16 protein-coding genes are annotated in these 19,404 nt (G+C 51.5%); 9 read left to right on the forward strand and 7 right to left on the reverse strand.

Features of this window, described 5'->3' with window-relative positions:
- The first annotated feature begins 175 nt into the window (after positions 1 to 175).
- A complete protein-coding gene (locus tag ACK5LI_RS17240) occupies positions 176 to 718 on the forward strand; it encodes a biotin transporter BioY (RefSeq protein ID WP_416951671.1) in 543 nt (180 codons plus the stop codon).
- Positions 715 to 1,446: an energy-coupling factor ABC transporter ATP-binding protein gene (locus tag ACK5LI_RS17245; RefSeq protein WP_416951673.1), complete on the forward strand. Its 732-nt coding sequence runs from the start codon at positions 715 to 717 to the stop codon at positions 1,444 to 1,446. The genes ACK5LI_RS17240 and ACK5LI_RS17245 overlap by 4 nt, the downstream gene beginning before the upstream one ends.
- Before the next feature lie 404 nt (positions 1,447 to 1,850).
- Here the strand turns inward: ACK5LI_RS17245 and ACK5LI_RS17250 are convergent, their stop codons facing one another.
- From ACK5LI_RS17250 to hflK, 6 genes are all read right to left on the reverse strand, one after another.
- Positions 1,851 to 3,302, reverse strand: coding sequence for a sigma-54-dependent transcriptional regulator (locus tag ACK5LI_RS17250; protein WP_416951675.1), 1,452 nt, complete (start codon positions 3,300 to 3,302; stop codon positions 1,851 to 1,853).
- Positions 3,283 to 5,124: a PAS domain-containing sensor histidine kinase gene (locus ACK5LI_RS17255; RefSeq protein WP_416951677.1), complete on the reverse strand. Its 1,842-nt coding sequence runs from the start codon at positions 5,122 to 5,124 to the stop codon at positions 3,283 to 3,285. The genes ACK5LI_RS17250 and ACK5LI_RS17255 overlap by 20 nt, the downstream gene beginning before the upstream one ends.
- Positions 5,125 to 5,250: 126 nt before the next feature.
- Positions 5,251 to 7,344 (reverse strand): transporter substrate-binding domain-containing protein, encoded by a 2,094-nt coding sequence (locus tag ACK5LI_RS17260; RefSeq protein WP_416951679.1) that lies wholly within the window; start codon positions 7,342 to 7,344, stop codon positions 5,251 to 5,253.
- Between the two features lie 252 nt (positions 7,345 to 7,596).
- Positions 7,597 to 8,292, reverse strand: a complete 696-nt coding sequence (locus tag ACK5LI_RS17265; protein ID WP_416951681.1) for a LexA family transcriptional regulator — start codon at positions 8,290 to 8,292, stop codon at positions 7,597 to 7,599.
- A gap of 444 nt (positions 8,293 to 8,736) precedes the next feature.
- Positions 8,737 to 9,585 (reverse strand): protease modulator HflC, encoded by an 849-nt coding sequence (gene hflC / locus ACK5LI_RS17270; RefSeq protein WP_416951683.1) that lies wholly within the window; start codon positions 9,583 to 9,585, stop codon positions 8,737 to 8,739.
- Positions 9,585 to 10,667, reverse strand: coding sequence for an FtsH protease activity modulator HflK (hflK, locus tag ACK5LI_RS17275; protein ID WP_416951685.1), 1,083 nt, complete (start codon positions 10,665 to 10,667; stop codon positions 9,585 to 9,587). The genes hflC and hflK overlap by 1 nt, the downstream gene beginning before the upstream one ends.
- A gap of 103 nt (positions 10,668 to 10,770) precedes the next feature.
- Between hflK and ACK5LI_RS17280 the strand changes: the two genes are divergently transcribed.
- The 7 genes from ACK5LI_RS17280 (at position 10,771) to ACK5LI_RS17310 (ending at position 17,521) form a co-directional block, all read left to right on the forward strand.
- Entirely contained in the window at positions 10,771 to 12,144 is a 1,374-nt protein-coding gene (locus ACK5LI_RS17280) for a phosphomannomutase/phosphoglucomutase (RefSeq protein WP_416951687.1), read from the forward strand.
- Positions 12,145 to 12,417: 273 nt separating this feature from the next.
- Entirely contained in the window at positions 12,418 to 12,903 is a 486-nt protein-coding gene (locus ACK5LI_RS17285; RefSeq protein ID WP_416951689.1) for a 4Fe-4S binding protein, read from the forward strand.
- Complete coding sequence (locus tag ACK5LI_RS17290; RefSeq protein ID WP_416951691.1) at positions 12,903 to 14,669, forward strand: aldehyde ferredoxin oxidoreductase N-terminal domain-containing protein; 1,767 nt, start codon at positions 12,903 to 12,905, stop codon at positions 14,667 to 14,669. Before ACK5LI_RS17285 ends, ACK5LI_RS17290 begins: the two co-directional genes overlap by 1 nt.
- A 3-nt stretch (positions 14,670 to 14,672) precedes the next feature.
- Positions 14,673 to 15,182, forward strand: coding sequence for a TPM domain-containing protein (locus ACK5LI_RS17295; protein ID WP_416951693.1), 510 nt, complete (start codon positions 14,673 to 14,675; stop codon positions 15,180 to 15,182).
- Between the two features lie 6 nt (positions 15,183 to 15,188).
- Entirely contained in the window at positions 15,189 to 15,650 is a 462-nt protein-coding gene (gene rnhA / locus ACK5LI_RS17300; protein ID WP_416951695.1) for a ribonuclease HI, read from the forward strand.
- Positions 15,651 to 15,773: 123 nt separating this feature from the next.
- Positions 15,774 to 16,442, forward strand: a complete 669-nt coding sequence (locus ACK5LI_RS17305) for a flagellar brake protein (protein WP_416951697.1) — start codon at positions 15,774 to 15,776, stop codon at positions 16,440 to 16,442.
- A 113-nt stretch (positions 16,443 to 16,555) separates the two neighbouring features.
- Entirely contained in the window at positions 16,556 to 17,521 is a 966-nt protein-coding gene (locus tag ACK5LI_RS17310) for a hypothetical protein (RefSeq protein ID WP_416951721.1), read from the forward strand.
- 625 nt (positions 17,522 to 18,146) lie between these two features.
- Here ACK5LI_RS17310 and qrcD read toward each other — a convergent pair.
- A complete protein-coding gene (gene qrcD, locus ACK5LI_RS17315; RefSeq protein ID WP_416951699.1) occupies positions 18,147 to 19,403 on the reverse strand; it encodes a menaquinone reductase integral membrane subunit QrcD in 1,257 nt (418 codons plus the stop codon).
- Position 19,404 lies beyond the last annotated feature (1 nt).

Raw genomic sequence — 19,404 nt, forward strand, 5'->3', positions numbered from 1 at the left:
CACCGCTTTGAGTCCAGTGACACAGCTGACTTCCGTGTATGAAAAATGAGTGTCTGCACAGGCCATGCGACAGACAGCGGAAGATGTGCCATTGGAATTGACCGTGCAGAAAGCTGCCGGTACTATATACGGATATACCAGTGCGCCATGATGCCATTTTTTCCGGAGACCATGCATGATTGAATCACCTCTTTCTTCGTTGCACCGTACAGTGTGGCTTGCCCTGCTTGCAGCGCTTATTGCAGCAGGAGCCTTTATCTATGTGCCTGTAGGGCCGGTGCCTATGACGCTTCAGATATACTTTGTTCTGCTGGCGGGGCTTATACTGGGGCCGGTTTATGGCGGGCTTGCCGTATTGCTGTATATTCTGGCAGGTGCAGTTGGCCTGCCTGTTTTTTCGGGTGGACGTGCGGGGTTTGCGCATTTACTGGGACCCACAGGCGGATTTCTGTTAGGCTTTGTGCTTTCCGCAATTATCTGTGGTGTTGCAGGTGCCGGACGCAACTTGCCGATACCTGTACTTTTGCTGTGTGTACTTGCAGCGTTAGGAGTTACCTATGTGCTGGGTACGCTGCGTCTTGCTTCCATGCTTGATATGGAAATGTCTGCCGCAGCTTCTGCGGCGGTTGCTCCTTTTATAGCCGGCGACCTTGTAAAAGCCGTTGCGGCCGCAGTTTCTTACAGGTTTCTTCTCGCCCGCAGGTTGTTACCTCAGTGATTACTATTTCATCTGTTTCATTCACCTACCCCGGAGCTGCTGAAGCTGTTCTGCGGGATGTAACGTTGCGTGTCGAGCGGGGGACGCTTCTGTGCCTTTGCGGTGCCAACGGCAGTGGTAAGTCTACCTTGTTGTCATTGCTGGCAGGCTTGTTTGCTCCCTCGGGCGGATCTCTTAGTGTAGGTTCCGTTCAGGGGAAAGGGCAGGAACGGGAGCTGCGCAGGCAGGCTGCCTTAATGCTTCAGGATGCGGATTTACAGATTATCGGCTCCACTGTGGAAGAAGACCTGATGCTTACCGCAGGACATGGAGAAGAAGCTTATACGCGTGCCTATGCAATGGCTCAGCGGTTTGATCTGGCAAAACACTGGCAGAGTCCTGTGCAGATTTTATCATATGGACAGAAAAGGAAGTTGTGTCTTGCGGCGGCGACATTGCGCGAGCCGCAGTTGCTGTTGCTGGATGAGCCCTTTAGCGGGCTGGATTATCCGGCCATGATGGAATTGCGCGAAGTTTTGCGTGCCAATGCACGTGCCGGACTTACGCAGATTGTATCTGTTCATGATGTGGAACCGGTTATCGATCTGGCCACTGCCGGAGCAGTGCTGCACAAAGGCGGGCTTGCGGTTTCCGGTGAACCGGCACGGATTCTTGAACGAGCTCATGAGTTCGGCTTGCGGGTTCCGTGTTCATGGAGGCACGGGCACGGCATACAGCCTTGGGAATAGAACTTAAAAACGCCCGCTTCAGATGAAGCGGGCGTTTTTTACGCCAAAAAAAGTGGCCTCCGCGGGTTGGGGGGGGGAAATCCGCGGAGGCCTGGAAAGGTCTGAATTGTTGCCTGTTCATCCGGCTCTGATATTGGGGGGGGGAATCAGAGGGATTTGGCATTCAGATCCCGGGGAAACTACGGCCGGCGTTGGGGGGGTGAACGCCTTTTGCTGGCAACCGACCGCGTTTCAATAATGATAGAGCAAAGTGTGTGCCGACTCAACCTGCTTTGTGAACAGAACGCATATCTCTTGTCCCCCTAGGAGTAGAGGGGGTGTTATGTTTAAAACAACATACGCGCGTACTTTTGTGTGTGCACTTCTGCACGTTCAAAGTCGCACACGTGTGCATTTTTGCACACTTATTTTTGCAGTCTGCGGTGCAACGCAAAGCGCGATATCCCAAGGTACGCGGCAGCCTTACTTTTGTTACCGCCGAATTTCTCCACGGCCTTGTGCATGATTTCAGTTGTGAATTCATCCAGATTAAAACCGTTATCCGGCAGTACAAATTCAGCTTTTGTCAGCACAGGTATTACCGGTGTGCAGCAGGCTTTGTGGCGGCTTTCAGGACTTCCGTGAATGAAACTGAGATGTGCCGCTTCAAGCAGAGATCCCTGATGAATAAGCACTGCGCGTTCTATGGCGTTTTCAAGTTCACGCACGTTGCCTTTCCAGGAATGTGTAAGCAGCAACCGCATGGCGCTGCTGCTTATTCCCTTAAAAAGTTTCTTTTTTCGCTTTGCCTCGCGCTGCAGAAACATATCCGCAAGCAGCGGGATGTCTTCGGGCCGTTGGCGTAATGCGGGCAGGGTGATGTGCCCTACCGTCAGGCGGTGGTACAAGTCGCGGCGAAAAGTCCCGTTTTCGACCATTTCTGCCAGATTCTGGTTCGCCGCACAGATAACGCGCGCTTTGAACGTACGTTTTTTTACGCCTCCCACACGGTAAAAAGCGTGTTCTTCCAGCACACGAAGTAGTTTTGGCTGAAGAGACAGCGGCATTTCTGCAATTTCGTCCAGAAAGATAGTGCCGGAATCGGCAGCTTCCAGCTTGCCTGGCGCGCCGCCGGAGCGGCTGCCGGTGTAGGCGCCTTCTTCGTGCCCGAAGAGCTCTGCTTCAAACAGATCCTGAGGTATGGCAGCACAGTTGATTGCTATGAAGGGCGTTTCTGTTCCGGCTTCACCATAGTGAATCATGCGGGCGATAACTTCTTTGCCGGTACCGGTTTCACCTTCCAGCAGGACTGGCACTGCAGGATCATCATGAAAAATGCGGGCTTCTTCCAATACCTGCTGCATGGCCGGAGCCTGAGCCACAATAGTGCCGATACCCACTACAGACTTAAGCCGCTTACGGACCTTGTCCAGATCCGCTTGCAGGGTGCTGGTAGCTTTGTTTACTTTATCGGTCAGGTTTTGTTTAAGATCTTTGTTTTCAAGCAGCAGCGCCTGATGCTCTGCGCTGCGCTCCACAACGGCAGCCAGTTCGCGGGCGTTGATCGGTTTTGCAAGATAATCATAAGCCCCTTTGCGCAAGGCCTCGACCGCCGTATGCATATCTCCGTGACCAGTGATCAGGACCACGTCCGAATAGCGGGTTCGTTCATAATTCTTTATTCTGGTCAGCAGTTCCAGGCCGTCCATCTCCGGCATGCGGATGTCGGTTATAACCAGCGGATAGTAAGCTTCCTGCAAACGTGCCAGCGCCTGCACAGGGTTGCTGAAGGCTTCCGGCTCGTGCCCTATGTCGCTCAATACAACGCTGAGGCTCTGCAGGCTGTTAGGGTTGTCATCAATGATCATTATCCGCATCAGGAACTCCTACGGGTTTCAACAGAATAGCAAAGCGCGCGCCCTGTTTCGGCGGGGGAAGATCTTCAGCCTGCACGGAGCCTCCCCATGTTTCGACAAACGCGTGCACAATGGACAGGCCAAGCCCCATACCGCTGCCTGCCTCTTTGGTAGTGAAAAAGGGGTCGAAAATACGTTCTTCCAGCCCTTGCAGTCCCGGACCGTTATCTTCAACTTCCAGACGGGCCATACCGGATTCAGCGGCAGAAGTGCGTATGTGAATGGTCTTATCCAGAATATCTATAGAATCAAGAGCATGCATGGCATTGATTACCAGATTGATAACCACCTGTTCAAGTTGAACAGCATTTCCGAAAATTATGGGAACATCGGCACCGAAGTCCAGCTTCAGAAAAATGTTGTGTGATTGCAGTTGTGCGCCTACGAGGCCAAGTGCGCTGTTAATGGCATCTTCAACAACTACAGGCCCGCAGTTTGGTGTTTCTTCCTGCAGTACAACAGTGCGCATGTGAGTTATGATTTCACGGATTTTTTCTGCTTCACGCAGTATCCATGACAGACGTTTGAAAAGAAGCTCCGGCTCAATGGACCCCTGCTTTTCAAGCATCATCTCCAGACCGCTGGCGTATAACTGTAGTGCGCTGAGTGGCTGGTTGATTTCGTGCGCGATGCCGCCTGCCAACGTTCCCATGGCTTCAAGTTTACGTGTGCGTTGCAAGCTCTGTTCAGCCTGTCTGCGCTCAGTGATATCGTCCAGCATAAGGATTGATGCACCGGCCATGCGCTCTTCACCACGGATGGGACAGACTACTATCCGAAAGATACGTTCGCCGCTGAGGGACATAAGCGGAAGCTCAGTTTCATCTGACGAACCGGTAAGAACCGCTTTAAGCAGGCTTTGCGCGGGGTGGCTGCATAACTGTTCTAAGGGCGACTGCAGCGGGGGTGCGGCAGTTTCTGCTGAAAGGCTGTTTTCTGCTGTCTCTGCGACTGAGGGGCGGGTAAGGCTGAACAGGTCATCTACAAAAACGCCGCTTGAAATAGCATCGCCGAACCATTCTGAAATCTTTGGGTTTACAGCCTGGATACTGCCGTTTGCATCGATAACGGCAATGCCTGACGCCAGGTTGTCGGTGATTGCTCTGTAGCGTTGTTCGCTGTGGCTCAGCGCTTTCTGGGCTTTCAGGCTTTGCGAGATATCAAGGCCGATAATGAGCACACTAGGGCTGCCGTCATCCAGCGGAAAAGGATAGGCAAACGTTCTGTATGCTTTACCGGCGCGGGGATGCTCCCATTCGGAAATGGTGAGGCTGTCTGTTTCGAAAACATCAAACGGTGCACAGACGTTGCAAGGTTCGCTACGTCCGCGGATGTGCTGATAGCAGGGCAGGTGGCGGACATCGCCGAACATGTCGTAAAATGTCTGGTTGGCGTAGCGTATGCTGTAATCCTGACTGACAAGAACCACAAAGGCTGGAAACCGATTGAACAGCGGCGGCATCTGGGCGTTTCCGGTGCCTGTAAGAGGGTGCGCCGGTGCCTGATCGCACTGTACGCTCACTGCAGGTACAGGTCTGCCGCCCTGACTGAACAGGCGCGGCGTAAATACAAGGCGGATGGCGCCTGTTGTGTGGGTCAGAATACATTCAAACGGGACGGGAGAGCCTGATGCAAGCCACTGTGTAAGCTTATCCAGTTGGTTGGCAGATTTTAGCGTTGAATGGAGAGCCGCAGGCAGTTCGGATTCCTGCCAGCCTGTATGGGGGTTGATGGCGGCTGCGGCATACGTCAAACCCCGTCCGGTGACCGGGTCGTCTGCCATAAGGTGCAGGAGTCTTGCAGTGGGCTCTGGTGCGGGGCTGCTCTTCAAGCCGGAGTTCGCGCTGGATTGTGTGTGCATGTGAAAGGCACTATGCGGTTTTTCGCGCCGCAGGTCAAAGTCCGGCTGTCAGGATTGCTCATCTTCGGGAAAGACGGGCAGGCGAATGATAAAACGTACTCCGTGTGGTTGTACTGTCTCGTGGAAAACAGTCCCTTTGTGTTTTTGCGTAATAATAACATACGAAACTGAAAGCCCCAGCCCTGTTCCTTCACCTACTTCTTTGGTGGTAAAGAACGGATCAAAAATTCTGCGTGAAGTGCCGGAGCTAATGCCGGGGCCGTTGTCTTCAACCTCTACACGCAGGTGCATAGTTTCCAGAATTGTACGAATGACGATACGCGGGTTCTCTGTTTTGGCCTGTGCCATGGCCTGAGCAGCATTGCGTATAAGGTGCAGAAATACTTGTTCAAGGTCTGATGAAGAACAGGGGACAGGCGGAAGCCCTTTGCTTAGCTCGGTGGTAATGGAAATTTTGTTAAGAGACGCCTGATTGCCAAGATTCCATTCGCTTTGGGCAAGCAACAGAACGCGTTCAATAAGCGCATTAATATCGCTGGGGATCAATATGGGAGCTTCCGGCTGGCTGAAGTTCAGAATTTGGGAGACTATGGCCGCGGCCTGTTCCCCCGCACGCTGGATGCTATTCACTATTGATTCGATGTTACGAAGCTTGTTGTATTGCTCAAGCGATTGCAGATCAATTCCAGATTTTTCTGCGGCCACTTTGTTTGCAGGCAGCTCGGGCGACATGCGGCGCCTGATATTTTGGACAGCCTGCAGGATTGCGCCGAGCGGATTATTGATTTCATGCGCCATCCCAGCGGCGAGCCCGCCCAGCGAAATCATTTTTTCTGTCTGTGCCAGAAGTTCCTGAAGCTGTTGCCGGGTGGTTACATCTCTTATTCCCCCTTCGACAGCAACAGGTTTACCGGTAGACTGGTTGTAAATCAGCTTTGAATTGGTTTCGACGATAATGTGGTCACCGTTTTTGCGCCTCAGTTCCACCTGAACATTACTGACTGTACCGTCAGCAAGAATACGTCTGACAAATTGGGCGCGTTCTTCCAGATTGACGTATAAATCGCGTGCTATGTCGATGCCGATGAGTTCATCCTGACTGTCATAACCTAGAATAGACGCAGCGGCAGGGTTGCATAGCTGTATTTTGCCATTCATATCAGCACGGTAAAAGCCGTCCTGCATGGTTTCAAAAATAGTGCGGTACTTACGCTCACTTTCGGCCAGCGCTTGTTCTGTCAGCTGTAATTTTTCTATCTTGAACTGCAACTGCTGTGTGCGCCATGCAAGTTTTTTTCTGAGGAACAGAAGCCAGCAAAGTCCCACAGCCATGAATATAAAAATGGGAGTAAGCACCCAGGCCGCATATTCCAATGCCAGCTCAAGAGCTGAACGGCGTTCAAGTTTGCCAAACCACTTGTCATAAATTGCGTCAAATTCGCCGGTTATATTAAGTACTGCGAGTGCTTCGTTGAAGGTTTCACAAAGATCACTCCGATCAAGAGGAAAGGCAAAGCACAGGGGAGTAACAAGAACAGGCTCGCCGGCTACCTCGACGTTAGATAGCTTTAGCTGGTGGATCAGGAAGAGCCCTTCAAGCCTTCCCATCAGGACGGCATCACCTTTGCCCTGAGCGAGCAGTTCAAGCGCCTGATCGGGTGAGGGGGTGGGCACGATCGCGCTATGTGGCATGTGCTTAAGGGCAAAGTCATGCATAATATCGCCTTGCTGCACAAAGACTGTTTTGCCGTCCAGATCTGCGATTGTCGCCGGGTGGAATCCATTCCGGACAAAAATTGAGTGGTGGATGTTGGTGTAGGGTTCGGAAAAAAGAACTTCTGCCTGCCGGTGTTTACTGAAAAACATTGCTGCAAGCACATCTGCTTTGCCGTTCAGTACATCCTCCTTGATTTCGCTCCATACCCCCGGAGAAAATTTCAGGTGCAGCCCGCTTCTTCTGGCAATGGCCTGCGTGAGCTCCACACTGAATCCGCTTGGAATGCCGTGGTTGACATACTCATATGGCGGGCGATTTATATCGCTGCGGACAAGCAGAATTTCTTCATGAGCAGATGCCTTTTCCAGAGCCGGAAAGAGCAGGCAGAAAAAAGTCAGCAACAACGCGGTTGCACCCGTATACATATGTTGTATCGGGTGTCGGGCTGCCTTGGGTGGCTGACTGTGAGATAACGCTACGTACACCACTTGTAGTATCCGGTGTTACAGTAAAACGGGGTGTTCGGTTTACTATCTTTCGGTAACTATAACCCACTTTAGCAAGAGATTGTGTAAAGGCAAGCAGGATAGTGATACAACGTTGGCTTTTTTTGTCAGGCAGGAGCTTGATACAACAAAAGCCGGATCAATGATCCGGCTGATTTTTTGTACAGGTTGCTACATCTTTTGCAAAACCCATGTGACGCGGCCGACAATGCTGGCCTGATGTTTGCCGAGAGGCAGAAACTGCTCGGGCAGAGCAGGGTTTTCAGAACGCAGGATAAAGCGCTGGTTCTGTGCATCAAGGTAGATGCGACGGATGGCGATTCCTTCGTAAGGAATGAACACGCCATACAGTTCGCCGGACATGATGCTTTTCTGCTGAGTATCCAGACCTACGAAGGCGCCTTTGGAAATCAGCGGCTCCATGCTGGTTGCTTCAACTTTGAAAACCTGAATGGATGGTCCGGCAAAAGACTGAGGCACGCTGAGTTTGCTCAGGCCTTTGCTTGGCAGTTCATTTTTATCTGCCTGGTTATCGTGCATGGCATATACGGTAACCACACTGCTTTTTGCATCGGGATCTCCGTACTTTGCCGGGTCTTCAAATACCTGCCCTGCCGCAGGGCCATCTACCGGCTGGTATCCCTGCTCGGTGCGCAGGTACATGGGGCCGCTGCCCATTTTAAGCCAATCAGGGTTAAGACCGAACTTTTCAAACAGTTTCATATACCAATCGGACGGAACGCTGTTGCGGCGCTTTGCATCAGAAATACTGGACTGTCTGATGTCCAGGACCTCTGCAAGCTCTACCTGAGTCCGGGTATTGGTAGCCATTTTGATTCTTTCAAAAACTTCATCAAAAGTAGACATAGTATTCTCCCGCCTAGTTGTCGGCCATGGCGGACAATAGCCGATATATTCGCACGATACCGTGCGTTGAAATGCAGGGCTGCCTGAAAACTTTCCGACTTATGCCGTTGGCTTGCTCCTGCTATCTTGTATACGTGCTTCCCGATATCTGTATGGAATGCCACTAGCCCCCTTATTTGCCTGACACAACAGAAAATCTTTTAAAAGCAGTTGTCTATACCCTCATTATTTGCAGCGGTTGTATTGCGAAATGAAAGTGAGACTATCTTGTGAGGAAGCCGGAAAGTATAATTAGAGCTGTATATACAAAATGAATGCCATCAGCCATCAATCCTTATACGCTTTTAAGATTATTGAGTATAGAACTGTGCTGATAAAAGATAAAGTGTCACATGTTGCACTTGTGTTGTATTCACAAGTGTAACATGTGACATGATAGGCGGGTTACTTGAAGTACTTCAAGAATGCATCCTCACGGGACATGATGATGCGGGTTTTGGTTTTAAGGCTGCGCTCGTATGCTTCAAGGCTACGCTTGAATTCATAAAACTCGGGTGAGAGTTTGAGCGCTTCGGCGTAGATCTTAGTAGCTTCGGCTTCACCCTGCCCTTTGATGACTTCGGCATTGCGGCGGGCTTCAGCCAGAAGAACTGCGCGTTCACGGTCTGCCAGAGAACGGATTTTGGTGGACTCTTCCTGACCTTCAGAACGGTACTGCTTGGCCTGACGTTCACGCTCTGCACGCATACGGCCAAAGATAGCCCGTTGGTTTTCGGGAGGCAGATCAGCACGCTTGATGCGCACGTCCACAACTTCCATACCGTAATCCTTCAGCAGCTCGGATGAACGTTTGGTGACCTCTTCCATAATTACTGAACGCTTGGAGGAGATTACCTCGGAGAGCGGGTAGCGACCGAGGAATACACGCATCTGCGAATACACGATGTCGTCCAGTCTTGCCTGTGCACCGCGGATGGTGCGGACAGTACGGTAGAACTGTAACGGATCGGTAATGCGCCAGCGTGCGTAGTTATCAAGCAGCAACGCTTTTTTGTCGCTGGTAAGTACTTCTGCAGGTTTTGCATCATACTCCAGAATACGGGCATCAAGGTAGATGATATTCTGGATAAACGGCATTTTTACATGCAGCCCGGGCTCCATCACATCTCCTACCGGTTCACCCAGCTGCAGCACTATGGCTTTTTCAGTCTGGTGAACGGTGTAGAGCGACTGTACGGCCACAACAATGACAATTAGCGCAATCAGCAAAGCGGGAACAGCTTTCTTATTCATTACTGTGCCCCCTTCTTGGCGCGGTCGGCGTCCAGCTTGTCAAGCGGCAGGTATGGAACAACGCCGCTGGTGTTGTCATTCAGGATGATCTTGTCCAGATCAGGGTTGGAAAGAATCTGTTCCATGGTTTCCAGATACATACGTTTGCGCGTGATGTCTTTTGCCTTGTTGTATTCGGTAAGAACATTTTCAAATCGCGCAGATTCACCCTTGGCGTTGCGTATTTTAGTTTCCTTATACGCTTCTGCCTGGTTGACAATCTCGGCAGCAAGACCGCGTGCACGGGGCAGAATTTCATTCTGATATGCTTCTGCTTCGTTGATTATGCGGCTTCTGTCTTCTCTTGCGCTGGCGACATCTTTAAACGCGTCGATAACTTCTTTAGGCGGATGAACATCCTGCATCTGTACTGCCACAATGTGCACACCAGCATTGTAGCCATCCAGAATGCTTTGCAGCAGGTCCCTTGTTTTGTTCTGGATATCCAGTTTTCCGCCGGTAAGGGCGGAATCGATGGCATTGTAGCCGATGACTTCACGCATGGCGGCTTCTGCGGCACTTTTTACAGTCCATGCCTGCTGCGATACGTTAAAAAGATATGCTACAGGGTCTTTAATCTGATACTGTACAATGAATTGAACATCGACGATGTTCTCATCACCTGTAAGCATCAGAGATTCTTCCTTTACTGGGCGTAATTGTCCCTGCGTAAAGGAGCCGACTTCTGAGCCTCTGAAGCCCACCTCGACGCGGCGAACCTGCGACACTTTGGGAGTGTACGCTGTTTCCACGGGGAAGGGCATGTGATAGTGAGGGCCGGGCTGAACGGTTCTGTTGTATTCGCCGAAACGCAATACAACACCAACTTCATCGGGTTCAACGATGAAGATGCCCGAAGAAAGCCACATAATTGCCAGAACAGCAATAATGAGCTTGCCTACGGGGAAGCGGAAATCGCGCAGCTTTTTAAGTCCGTCTCCGAGCGGATCGGAGCCGGGGTCTTGGGGGCCCCAATTGCCGGGTGGAGTGCTACCCGACTGCCTTTGCCGTTTTTCTTGCAGTTTTTCCCAGTCCCAGTTCATAATACCGAAAAATAGGGCAGTTGTACGGGGTGGTCAAGTAGACTCGGAAGAAAGTTTGTTAATGAATCACCCTGCAGTAAACTGTTGCAAAGAGGGAGTGAAAATGAAGCCCGTAAACAAAGGCGTTTTCAGAGCTTATGATATTCGTGGTCTGGTAGATATTGACTTTGACGAGGAATGGGTCCGCCGACTCGGACAGGCTGTGGGTACGTACCTGCTGCGCAGGGGGATACCCGCTGCCGTTACCGGTCATGATTGCCGCCACAGCTCTCCGGCATATCATACTGCTCTGGTTGCCGGTATGCTTTCCACCGGCCTTGATGTTACCAGCGTCGGTATGGTTCCCACACCTGTTCTGTATTTTGCGGTGAAGCATCTTAACCGTAAGGGCGGAGTCGTGATCACTGCCAGCCACAACCCGCCTGAGTATAACGGGTTTAAAGTATGGGCGGGTGAAACGACTATTCATACCACAGAAATTGAGTCCATTTATAACATCATGGCTGCGGAAGATTTTGAAACCGGCAGCGGTATGGGTTGTGAAGTGGACATCATTCCTGATTATATCAAACAGGCTGCAAAAGACATCAGGCTGGCGCGTCCGGTAAAAGTTGTGCTGGACGGCGGAAACGGTTCCGGCGGCCTTGTGTGCGCAGCTCTGCTGAAGCGCATCGGGGCAGAGGTTATAGAGCAGTACTGCGAGCCGGACGGCAGCTTCCCCAACCATCACCCTGACCCTGTGGTGGAAAAGAATATGACAGACCTGAAAGCCCGTGTCGCGCAGGAAAAGGCAGACTGCGGTATCGGGCTGGACGGCGATGCGGACAGACTGGGGGTTGTTGATGAAAACGGGCGCCTGCTGTTTGGCGATGAACTGCTTTCCATGTATGCGCGCGAGACTCTGGAGCGCTTTCCCGGCGCTCTGGTGATGGGTGACGTGAAATGCTCTCATCTGCTGTTTAAAGATATCGAGAGCCGTGGTGGCGAGGCTCTTATGTGGATAACAGGCCACTCTGTGATGAAGTCGAAAATGCTGGAAGCCGATGCCAAACTGGCAGGCGAGATGAGCGGGCATATGTTCTTCAATGACCGCTGGTACGGCTTTGATGATGCCATTTACGGAGCTGCCCGTTTCCTAGAGATTCTGGCAGGTTCGGATGAGCCTGTATCCGCCATGCCCGGATGGCCTGAGACTGCCAACACGCCGGAACTGCATGTGGATTGTCCTGATGCTGTGAAGTTTGATGTGGTGAAAAAAGCACAGGAATACTTCAGTGCTAAATATCGCGTAAACACCATCGACGGCGCCCGACTTTTATTTGATGACGGCTGGGGGCTTGTACGTGCTTCTAATACTCAGCCCGTGCTGGTGCTGCGTTTTGAAGCGGAAACTCCTGAACGCTTGCAGGAAATTCGCGATATAGTAGAAGTGCCGCTACGCAAGTGGGTGCAGGAAGCCTCTGAGGCGATTTCCTAACTCGGATATAATGTTGCTGAAACACGTGGGGTGCGCCTTTGTGCTTCGCGTGTTTTAGCGCTTTTGGCGTTTTGCTGTGTTCACGCTGTATAGTTGCGGCGGAAACTTTCTCACCAGCTTGCTTTTGTGTGCATATCTGGCATGGTTACGTAGTTGAGCAGGCGCACCTGCTACCATACGACTTTGGCAGATTGTTATGACGCTGTCAGAAAAAGAACAGCCAGAGAATGACGTAAGCCCGTCGGAACAGTCCGGCGGGAGGAGTTTACGGCGATGAAAATTTTACGTGCCTCACGCATGGAACGTTGTATCGGGTGTCACTCGTGTTCACTTTCCTGTGCGCGACTGGTTCACAAGCGGTTGTCCTGGACTACCGCTGGAATCCGTATTTCTTCTGCCGGTGGGCTGTCTACCGGATTTGAAGCCAGAACCTGCGTTGCCTGCCAACCTGCGGCATGTGCCACAGCCTGCCCGACGGGTTCGCTTACTCAGCGTGAAGGGGGAGGCGTAAAGGTTGATCGTAACTTGTGTATACGATGCGGCAACTGTGCAGAAGCCTGTCCTGTCGAGGCCATTTATATTGATCCGGAAGAATCGTTTCCATATGTGTGTATCCACTGCGGCCGGTGTGTTCAGTTCTGTCCGCATGAGTGCCTTGAAATGGTGGACGTGGCAAAAGACCGGCAAGCCTACGGAACAGAGCTTGGCGCGGCTGACGTTGATGATGCCGTAGCCGGAAAAGGCGGCGGGGAGGCGTAATGCGTATCGACTTTACATATTCCAGAGTGTTGCATGTGGATATGGATTCCGGTGCATCTCGGGTGATTAACTACGGCAACCGTGTTGACCATATTGGTGGCAGCGGCCTTGCTGCTGCTTTGTATAATGAATTCGGCGTAGATGATGCCCCTGCCGATGACCCGCGCCAGCCGCTTATCTTTGCCATCGGCCCTTTGACCGGATTCTTTCCGCTTATGAGCAAAGTCGTCTGCGGGTTCAGATCACCCTACACGGGGGAATGGTCAGAAAGCCACGCGGGCGGCAGGCTTGCTCTTGCCCTGCGCTTTTCCGGATATGATGCCCTGATGATTACCGGAAAGGCAAAGTCGTTGTCTTGTCTGGTGGTGGGCGCGCGCCGTGTGGAAGTGCACGATGTTCATTATATGAGCGGGCAGGATGTGTTTACCGCGGGTAAATATATGCGCCGGTTCGGCAAAGACGGACATGGTCACCGCAGTTCGTTGCGCATCGGCCCTGCGGGTGAAAACGGGCTGGGGTATGCCTGCATTAACGTGGACTCGTTCCGTCATTTCGGCAGGATGGGGTCGGGCGCAGTAATGGGGCAGAAGAAGATTAAAGGTATTGTTGTGCTTGGTGACGGCAGCTTTACACTGCCGGAGAGCAAAGAATACCCCAAGCTGTTTCGTACCATCTATCGCGAAGTGACCGGTACCAGCATGATGCAGAAGTATCATGACCTTGGAACGGCAGAAAACCTGCTGGTATTGAACGAGCTTAAAGCGTTGCCGTGGCGTAACCTGCAACAGACTACTGATCCGGAAATTGACGGAATTTCCGGTGAGCGTTTTGCCGAGCAGTTGCTTCTGCGCCAGACAGCTTGCGCCGGCTGTCCTGTCGGTTGCATTCATATCGGCTTGTTGCGGCAGCAGTTCGCCAGCGACCATGAATACTTGTATAAACAGGTTTCCTACGATTACGAGCCAATTTTTGCCCAAGGGTCCATGCTGGGGCTGACAAATGCTTCGGATGTTCTTGTGCTGCTGGATGAAACCGAGAAAATGGGCCTTGATTGCATGAGCAGCGGGGTCGCATTGGCATGGGCCGCTGAAGCGCTGGAAAAGGGCGTGGTATCTGAAAAAGAAACCATAGACCCCATACGGTTTGGCGATGTTCATAGCTTTGTAGCGGCCATGCAACATCTGGTGCGCGGCAGTAATGAATTTTATCGCCTGCTTGGTCAGGGAGCAGGAAAAGCCGCCGCGCAGTTCGGCGGTAGTGATTTTACCTGTGTGCTGGGTCAGGAGATGGCTGGTTATGCCACGGGTGAGGTGTTCTTTGTTTCACAGGCTATGGGCTTTCGCCATTCGCATCTGGACAGCGGCGGTTATGCATACGACCAGACCGCTAAAGACAAAGATGCGGATAAGGCCATCAGTTTTCTGGTGGATGACGAGCATAAGCGTATTTTGATCAACTGTATGGTGGCCTGTATGTTTTCTCGCAAGGCATATACGCCGGAACGTTTGCAGGAGGCGCTTGCATCCCTTGGCATGACAGATGTCGCTGACAACTTAGATGAAGCAGGGCGAGTGGTTCAGTCTGAGCGCTGGCGTTTAAAAATTGCTACAGGTTTCGATGTGGATGCAGTGGAAATACCGAAGCGTTTCACGGAGGTTGTTACTTGGAAAGGCCCCATCGATACAACCTATATGGAAGCCTTGAAGGCCCGCTATTCTGCCTCTATTAAACAAATGGCGGCATATTCTTCTGGCAGGGGGCAGTAACGGATGTTTTTCAGAGCGCGCGGTGCCATGCGTGGCCCGCTGGTGACAGGTAGCAGCCCAAAAGAAAAGCTTTTGCGCGCCTTACTGTTGCTGGGTGTTTTCGGGCTTGCCGGTTGGGGGTTCTGGATGAACTCTGAAACCGCTTTGGAAACGTTACAGACTCGCGGTGCAGTGTGGGATGAGGCCGGAGTGCTGCATGAAGAAGAAACAGATGGTCTGCGTTCGATGGCGACACGGTTTAACAGTGAATATGGCATCAAGGTGCGCATTCATGTTGTAAAAAGTGAAGTGACATTGCCGCAAGTTGATTCCAGAACGTTGTACATCATTATAAGTCCACCACATAAACAGGCTCTTGTTGAGTTCCCGCCACTTGTGCGAAAAGCTTTGGGCGATGACTTTATGTATTCGTTGCAGAACACGCACTTTATACCGTATTTTGAAAACGGCCAGTGGGGGCTGGCTGTTGCAGATGCACTCAAACTGATATGGGGCGGCTTGTCCGCAAAATAATATATTATGAAGCAGATACAGATGTTTACGGATGGCTCATGCCTCGGCAATCCCGGCCCGGGCGGGTGGGCTGCTGTATTGCGTTATGGCGATACACAAAAGGAATTCGGGGGTGGTTTTTCCGGTACAACCAATAACCGTATGGAAATTCTTGCGGTTATCGAAGGGTTGAGCGCGCTGAAGGAGCCATGCTCTGTGGCTTTATACACTGATTCCCAGTATGTGCGGAACGCTGTTGAAAAAAAATGGCTGGATTCCTGGCAAGTTAACGGCTGGAAAACAGCTGCTAAAAAGCCTGTGAAAAATAAAGATTTGTGGACGCGGCTCTTGCCGTTGTTGTCCAAGCACTCCGTGCGGTTTCATTGGGTGCGGGGACATAGCGGACATCCGGAAAATGAACTTTGCGATACTATTGCCCGCGATCATGCTTCGCGTCCGGGATTGCCTCCGGATATTCAAGCTGAATAGGCAAGCCGCATTGGGGGTGGCCGGCTGTTAGGCGGGAGAGCAGACTAACAGTACCGGCCGGACAAGCGGGCAGGCTGAATACGGCATTTTGCCTCAGCATGACTGCCATAGGGGAACGACATTATGCAGGCAGAAGCCATACCGGCGCAGACAAAGCGTAACGCCGGTGTAAGTCTTTCTATCGGAACAGGGACGCGCTTATTGCTGAATATAAAAGGCATACGCGATAATCTGGCTTCAGAGTTGGTGGGGTTGTATCCATACGAATTTCTCATCCTTAAAATGCCGCTGGTTCCGGGGATTCGCAGCAAACTTATTCCCGGTGAGCAGTTGACTGTGCGATATATGCAAGGCGGCAGCATTTATGGCTTTTCAACAGTGATAGTAAATCACATCCTGAAGCCTGCTTCGCTTGTATTTGTAGAGTATCCCAAGTTTGTGGAGCAGCTTGATCTGCGCCAGCACAAACGTATCGACTGCCTGTTGCCGGGCAGGTTGCATTGCCGGCATGGCGAATACCGTTGTGTGATGGTCGATCTGAGTTCCGGCGGCGGTAAGGTTGTGCTTGAAATCAAATCTTCTGATCCGGTCAAAGGGATTAGCCCGGGCGACATGCTCATTCTGCAGCTCAGCCTGTATGCAGGCAAAGGGGATATTTCCATTTCATGCCTGTTGAAAAACGTATCGCAGGATGTATCACGTATGCAGCTGGGGCTGCAGTTCCGTGATCTGGGGAAAGAAGAGCTATTGCAGATTCAGGAATATCTGGAACAGGTTTCTTCTTTCGCATAGGGTAGATATACGGTGTGGTATCTGTTACCACGCCGTATTTATCTGTAATGAGCACGTATTGCAGCGGCTGACATATAACTGGTTCGGGAGGGGTTGTGACAGGTTTCGAGTGGATGGCTGACGCGCAGATATGGTGGAGCGGGCTTATCAAGCCGCTGCTCCGGCTGATAGTGTTGTTGTCATTCAGCCTGCTGCTCGCCAATATTATCGAAGCCCTGAACTGGACTCGCGGTGTGGCCAAGGTTGCCGCTCCGCTGGTACAGGTCGGTCATCTGCGCGATATTTCCGGTGCTGCTTTTTCTCTGGCCTTTGTTTCTTCCATTGCAGCCAACACCATGCTGGCTGAAGGTTATGAAAAAGGTGAGCTTTCGCGGCGCGAGCTTATTCTGGCTAATATTTTTAACTCCATGCCGGCGTATTTTTTACATCTGCCGACCATGGGCATGCTTGTAATTTCAGTTCTTGGCTGGGTTGGCGCTGTATATGTGGCGTTGACGTTGGTTGCGGCCATGCTGCGCACTGTTTCAGTACTTGTTTTCGGGCGACTTTTTTTACCGCCGCTTCCCGAAGGCTGTGTGTCGTGCAGGCTGGATGAATATACGCCTGCCACATGGCACGAAGCAGTGCAGCGTAGCCTCAAGCGGTTCCGTAAGCGGATGCCGCGTATTTTATACATCACAGTGCCTGTGTATACGTTGGTATTTATCCTGCAACGCTCTGGGGGGTTTGCTGCCATTGAAACGTTTATGCAGGAATATGTTCAGTTTCTGGCGTTTCTGGAACCTCAGACGCTTTCTGTCGTGATTTTGCATATTGCAGCCGAGTTCACACCTGCTATTTCTGCTGCGGGTGCGTTGGTCGATTCCGGTAGTGTCGGTTGGCGTGAAATCATTATCGCCTTGATGGCAGGCAATGTTCTTTCAACTCCCATGCGGGCCTTCCGCCATCAGTTTCCTTCTTATGCCGGTATCTTTCAGCCACGTCTTGCTCTGGTTCTTATTGCTGCGAACCAGACACTTCGGGCCGGGAGCATCATTCTTGTAGGCATAGTCTTTTACGCGCTTACTATGCCTTCCTAACTTTCCATAAGATTTTGGCGCGCTATCTTTTCTCTTCGCTTGAGGGCTGTTGAGGGTGCTGGGCCCTTTTGTACGAGCTCCTTTTGATTGCTTTTTGCATTTCCTGTCAGGATATTATCTGCTTTTTAGTGTTTTTCTGATGTCTCGGCACCTCTCTTTTCTTTCCTTTGTTTCTCGATCATCCGGCTCAGAAGCCTCTTTGCATATAAGGGGATCCAATTAGGTGCCCTTTGATCTGCTTTGCCTCAGGTGTTCCAATAGGCTTCGTTTGTGTGTGAGGGGACTAAGATTAAGATGAGTGTTTCTAAAATGATAAGGCTGGATTGGCGGATTAGAAAATGAGCGTTACTAGCTGGAATTGAAGACATACATGCCGGATAAACAGATTGTCGTTATATGCTGCTCGGATATGTGGCAGTAATCGTTGTTTGCGTAAGATGATAGTCCTCTTAAAAGCGAGAACTGCAATGAGCTTTTTTTCCGAAACGACTTACGCACAAAGCGCAATAAGCATCGTTGCGTCTGAATTGCCGCTTGGCTCTGCTCTTAAGCTGTTCCGGTAGGAACAAAAAAGCGGAGCGGGACAACCCCGCTCCGCCTGACTTTAAGCTAGCAATCCGACCTGTTATTCCGCGTTCAGCTTCTTCTCTTGAGGGAAGACGGGCAGATAGCGGTAGGAGAGGCTCAGGATGATGGCACCGTAGGCAAGAACCATCGCACTGGCTCCCCATTCGGCCCAGTTCGGGTTGTACGTTTCCCAGCTGTCGAAGGGCATAACCGGCATAGCCAGAGCCTGAACAGTGAAAACGTAACGGTTAATGGTAATGCCGACGCAGTCAAGAATCGCAGCCGTGTAGAACAGGCCGGGACGATTGCGCAGGCTGGGGGTCAGAAGGATAATGCAAGGGATCACGCCGCAGAGGCCAAGCTCTGCCCACAGCAACCACTTGCCATAAATCCAGCCATAGAAGTTCTGATCAAAAGTCAGACCGGAACGCGGCAGTACATCAACAGCCCATGCCCAAGTGTCTGCGAACTTGAATACAAGGTACACAGCCAGCATGGCACCGGCGATTTTACCCATCAGGGATTTTACTTCCCAGCTGACCAGTTTCTTGCCGGTCATTTTTTCCATCAGGGTGGCAATCAGTACGGTGAATACCGGACCGGAGCCCACTGCGGAAATAACGAACAGGAAGAATGTCCAGGGCCAGATGAAGAAGCCGTCACGCAGAATGTAAGGACGTCCGAACAGAACGCCGTACATGCCGCCAAGCGAACCCTGGTGGAAGGTGGACAGAAACGCACCGACACCGGCGAACAGAGGCATCACAACGTGCAGGTTATGCGCTACGTGATGCAGGAAAGGTATCTTGTTCAGCTGGCGCTGCTCGAGGATCAGCGGGATGTACTCAATGATCAGCACGATGCAGTAACAGGTGATGCAGAAGATAACTTCTGTCAGCATGGAGTGGACGTTTGCATGCCAGTAACCGAACCAGGCTCTCAGCGGCTGACCGATATCCAGAACCAGAATGATCATGGCGCCGGAGTAGCAGATAAAGCCGATGATAACCGCGAGGTTGATGATGTGCTTAAGCGGATCAATATTCAGAATATAGCGCAGCAGACCGGTGAAGAATGCACCGGCACCCAGCGCGATGACCGCAAGGTCAAAGGTGATCCAGAGTCCGAAACCGAAGTAGTCGTCAAGAGCTGTTTCACCAAGGCCATAGCGCAGTACGCGGAATGCGGCATAAACGCCCCACGCCAGTACAATACCTACAACACCCATCCAAACGGAGAACTTGCTGAAGGAGCAGCGTTTGGTTCCCACTGGGAACAACTCGTGATCAACGGGAAGATCGTAGTTCTTTTCCATG

Source organism: Oleidesulfovibrio sp., from assembly GCF_047973035.1.
In the GTDB taxonomy this organism is placed as follows: Bacteria; Desulfobacterota; Desulfovibrionia; order Desulfovibrionales; family Desulfovibrionaceae; genus Oleidesulfovibrio.

Coding starts and splice junctions, on each gene's coding strand:
- qrcD (WP_416951699.1), bottom strand. CDS start 19,403: ATGGAAAAGAACTACGATCTTCCCGTTGATCACGAGTTGTTCCCAGTG.
- ACK5LI_RS17260 (WP_416951679.1), bottom strand. CDS start 7,344: ATGTATACGGGTGCAACCGCGTTGTTGCTGACTTTTTTCTGCCTGCTC.
- hflC (WP_416951683.1), bottom strand. CDS start 9,585: ATGAATAAGAAAGCTGTTCCCGCTTTGCTGATTGCGCTAATTGTCATT.
- ACK5LI_RS17290 (WP_416951691.1), top strand. CDS start 12,903: ATGCGTATCGACTTTACATATTCCAGAGTGTTGCATGTGGATATGGAT.
- ACK5LI_RS17310 (WP_416951721.1), top strand. CDS start 16,556: ATGGCTGACGCGCAGATATGGTGGAGCGGGCTTATCAAGCCGCTGCTC.
- ACK5LI_RS17255 (WP_416951677.1), bottom strand. CDS start 5,124: ATGGCAGACGACCCGGTCACCGGACGGGGTTTGACGTATGCCGCAGCC.
- ACK5LI_RS17305 (WP_416951697.1), top strand. CDS start 15,774: ATGCAGGCAGAAGCCATACCGGCGCAGACAAAGCGTAACGCCGGTGTA.
- rnhA (WP_416951695.1), top strand. CDS start 15,189: ATGAAGCAGATACAGATGTTTACGGATGGCTCATGCCTCGGCAATCCC.
- ACK5LI_RS17265 (WP_416951681.1), bottom strand. CDS start 8,292: ATGTCTACTTTTGATGAAGTTTTTGAAAGAATCAAAATGGCTACCAAT.
- ACK5LI_RS17280 (WP_416951687.1), top strand. CDS start 10,771: ATGAAGCCCGTAAACAAAGGCGTTTTCAGAGCTTATGATATTCGTGGT.
- ACK5LI_RS17295 (WP_416951693.1), top strand. CDS start 14,673: ATGTTTTTCAGAGCGCGCGGTGCCATGCGTGGCCCGCTGGTGACAGGT.
- hflK (WP_416951685.1), bottom strand. CDS start 10,667: ATGAACTGGGACTGGGAAAAACTGCAAGAAAAACGGCAAAGGCAGTCG.
- ACK5LI_RS17250 (WP_416951675.1), bottom strand. CDS start 3,302: ATGCGGATAATGATCATTGATGACAACCCTAACAGCCTGCAGAGCCTC.
- ACK5LI_RS17285 (WP_416951689.1), top strand. CDS start 12,418: ATGAAAATTTTACGTGCCTCACGCATGGAACGTTGTATCGGGTGTCAC.
- ACK5LI_RS17240 (WP_416951671.1), top strand. CDS start 176: ATGATTGAATCACCTCTTTCTTCGTTGCACCGTACAGTGTGGCTTGCC.